General features: G+C 33.5%; 5 protein-coding genes. 3 read left to right on the top strand and 2 right to left on the bottom strand.

Annotated features, from left to right (window positions below; genetic code table 11):
* Window positions 1-127: 127 nt before the first annotated feature.
* Window positions 128-868, top strand: coding sequence for an FHA domain-containing protein (locus GSY74_RS03440; protein ID WP_164663713.1), 741 nt, complete (start codon window positions 128-130; stop codon window positions 866-868).
* A 33-nt stretch (window positions 869-901) separates the two neighbouring features.
* Here GSY74_RS03440 and GSY74_RS03445 read toward each other — a convergent pair whose 3' ends face one another.
* A complete protein-coding gene (locus tag GSY74_RS03445; RefSeq protein ID WP_164663714.1) occupies window positions 902-1813 on the bottom strand; it encodes an Rpn family recombination-promoting nuclease/putative transposase in 912 nt (303 codons plus the stop codon).
* A 324-nt stretch (window positions 1814-2137) separates the two neighbouring features.
* Between GSY74_RS03445 and GSY74_RS03450 the strand changes: the two genes are divergently transcribed.
* Together GSY74_RS03450 and GSY74_RS03455 are read left to right on the top strand one after the other, a co-directional pair.
* Window positions 2138-2647 carry a hypothetical protein gene (locus GSY74_RS03450; RefSeq protein ID WP_164663715.1) on the top strand — a complete coding sequence of 170 codons (510 nt, stop codon included), beginning with the start codon at window positions 2138-2140 and terminating at the stop codon, window positions 2645-2647.
* Between the two features lie 50 nt (window positions 2648-2697).
* Window positions 2698-2907, top strand: a complete 210-nt coding sequence (locus GSY74_RS03455; protein ID WP_164663716.1) for a hypothetical protein — start codon at window positions 2698-2700, stop codon at window positions 2905-2907.
* Between the two features lie 110 nt (window positions 2908-3017).
* Here GSY74_RS03455 and tnpA read toward each other — a convergent pair.
* On the bottom strand, window positions 3018-3421 hold a 404-nt coding region (gene tnpA, locus GSY74_RS03460), incomplete at its 5' end, for an IS200/IS605 family transposase (RefSeq protein ID WP_164663717.1).

The raw sequence follows: 3421 nt of genomic DNA on the forward strand, positions 1-3421 counted from the left end.
ACTCTAAAACCTTTACCAATGATGGGGCAAAATTTTCCAAAATTAGAGGTTGTACTAATTTGGGTTCTTTGAAATCAAAGATGAATGAGATAAGTAAAAAGTATTCTAAGTATAAAGAGAAATAGATATGTTGAAAGATATAGCAAGAGTAGCATCATCTATACCACTGTTTGGAGATACAATTGCAACTATTATAAGTCTTATGCCTTTGATATTAATTATTACAATTTCACAAGGACTTGAGTATGAAATAGAAGATAATTTAGTTCTACTTATTGGTGGTTTTACCATAGCAGTATGGACATTTTATCTTGAAGAAGAAGATGTATTCTCTATAACTACACCTATTATTCCTATTCCAATGTGGATAGTTGGTATTTTTATGAGTATCGCAGGATTAGTTAGTTTTGGGATGGATGGTGATTGGAAAGTTATTATTATCTTTTTAGTTGTAGTGGCGATTATTTTTGGAATTTATTGGTATTTTAAAGAGGAGTTTGATGATTATGATACTTTTGAGTCTGATTTAAAAGATGAATCAGATTTTCATCAATATGAAACTATAGGTGAAAGAGAAACGATTGAACTAAGAGCTACAAACTCACAGCTTCCAATAATAAAATTGGTTGAGGGTCAAGATGTCTCATTGGGACGAGCAGGAGATAATGATATTGTCATAGAGAATAACTTTATATCTTCCAAGCATGTTAAAATACTCTTTGCTAATGATACTATTTATGTTAAAGATATGGATTCTACCAATGGAACCTATATTGAGGGGGATAAACTAGAGCCATATCAGCCAATGGAGCTTAGAGAGGGTGAGAGTCTGATTTTGGGGAGTGAAGAGGTGGTTTATGGGTTGTGATACTAATACAACCTCTAGTTAGATATGAACTTATTAGATTTTCATATCTTCTATCTCTTTTATGCTCAATCCTGTTTTTAAAGATATAGTTTCAATATCCAAAACATCCAACAGCTCTCTAGCAATCTTCATCTTAGCTTCTCTTTGACCTATCTCTTCACCTTTCTTTTTGCCTATCTCTTCACCCTCTTCTAGTGCCATCTCTTTAGCAAAATCCAAACAAGCCTTATTGTCCCATCTAGCTTTTAGGTCTTGTTGATAAGTAAACTGTTCATCTTTATCAAGGGCTAAAAACTCTGCAACTCCAAAAGCATCTTCTAACAATTCATCTTTTTTTAATATTTCTGGAATTTTTGTGGTCGTTGAGAGATTATTTAGATAATAGAGCCAATAGTCCAAATGGTTTGCCAACTCCTCCTCTTTTTTTCTAAACTTTGGCATCTCTATATAGTAGTAGGTGAGTTTATCATAAAAAACCTCCCTCTTATCACAATCAAAGAGCTGAACTTTGGTTATATATCTATTATCATCTTTGCTCTTTTTAAGTCGCATATCATCAAATGCAAATTCAAGTATCCCAATAAAATATATTGGGGTCAACCGATAGTCCCAATCCCCTTTTTTTGATTGCTCTTGAATTGGAAATGAGGTGTAGTAAACACTTCTATCTTTGAAGTATCTCTGTGGTGATCTCTGAAGCTCTACAATAAAATTATTGCTCTTCTCATCAGTACAATAGACATCAAATATCGCTTTTCTATCTATAATGTTTAACCCTAACTTCTCCAAATTTCTATAGGTAATATCCACAATTTTATCTTCAAGCTCTAGTAAATCATTCAAAAAGCTTATCAAAAATCGTTTATTCTCCTCTGTTCCAAATATATGTTTAAATCCAAAGTCTGTGAATGGGTCTATATATTTATCTTTTATCATCATACACATTTCAATTCCTTTTTGGGTCAATTATATCATAAATTTTAATGTGCTTATCTTTAGGAAATCCCAAACACTCAAAGCCCGTTAATATCCTCTCTATTACTCTACTCCTTCTAAATTTATGTTTACTTTAAGTTTACATCAAAAAAATAGCTATAGAAAAGCCTTCTAATAAATATATTATGGGCTTTATACCGAATTCTACTTATCTCAATTCCAACATTTTTACATCAGATTTCCCACATTTACCATCCCTTTACAATTTTTCATTTCTTAAAAAGAGCAACTATACTTTATAATATGATTATAACTTAAATAGAGGAGCAGTAGATGATACAAAAAGTGATATTTGCTCTTTTTTTGACTCTATCTTTTACCTTTGCGGGTGAGGGAATGGAGTATGCAAAAAAAGGGATTGAGTGCAAAGATAGAGGTGATAGAGGTTGTACCATTACCAATTTGGAGAGAGCTTTAGATACAGGTGAGCTGAATCAAAAACAGGTGAGAGCTATCAAAATGTTTTTGAGAACAACCTATCATGAGAGTGTTGAGAAAAATTTAGAACAATGGTCTATTAACAAAATAGAGAGATATGCCAAAAGAGGTATCGAACTCTCTGATACGCTTTCACTCTCTGGTGACTGGTATGATGTCTCATTCTATCTATGGAGAGCTATTGCTTATGGTGATGATGGAGATAAGAGACAAGCAAAAATATTGGTTCAAAAAGTAGAGAAGTTAATGTCTATGGGTAGATACAAAGAGGGGATGGGAAGTGTAGAGCAAGATGCTTTTAAGCAGTGGGCGAATAAGATTATTAGGGCTGTTAGGAGGCTTTAGTTTTGAGGGTTTTAGCTAGATAATAAACAGATAAATATAAGGAGTTAACAATGGCACAATTTAGAATAGTCTATCAAGATGGTTCAGTCGCAAAAAATACAAAAGTTCAAGTCTCTTTCAATGGTGGAGGAATGAAAACAGGGTTTACAGACTCTCGTGGAGATGTAACCATCTCTGGCTCTTCTACCTATGGCAAGATATTTGTTCGAGGTAGAGAAGTTCATAGTGGTAGTTTGAATATTGGTGAGGTTAAGATTTAAGATGAGAAGAACATGTTTAACTTGTAAATACGAGACTCAACGACCACCATCCTCAAGATGGGGGGTTCGTATAACGTTTTGAAAAAACGGATACGGGTTTTAGACCCGTGTTAATTCGCCACCCTAAATTTATCATTATCCCGAGGTTCAAAATGATGTTCTATATAATTTTGTATCATCTCTGCTGTAACCTCTCCAGATGTCACACAAAAATATCCCCTTGCCCAAAAATGACCTCCCCAATATCTTTTCTTTAGCTCTGGAAATATCTCAAACAGTTTTCTTGCACTTCGCCCTTTCACCCTTCTCATTATCTCACTGGGGGCTAAATTTGGTGAAGCTGACAGAAACATATGTACATGTTCTTTACTCACTGCTCCTCCTTTTATCTCTATTTCAAGCATATCACATGTTTGTCTTATTAAATCTCTTACTTTATATCCTACATCTCCTTGCAATACTTGATATCTATATTTTGTTACGAATACAAAGTGGTACTCTATTTTATATACTG

The organism is Sulfurovum sp. bin170 (assembly GCF_010892395.1).
Lineage (GTDB): Bacteria > Campylobacterota > Campylobacteria > Campylobacterales > Sulfurovaceae > UBA1140.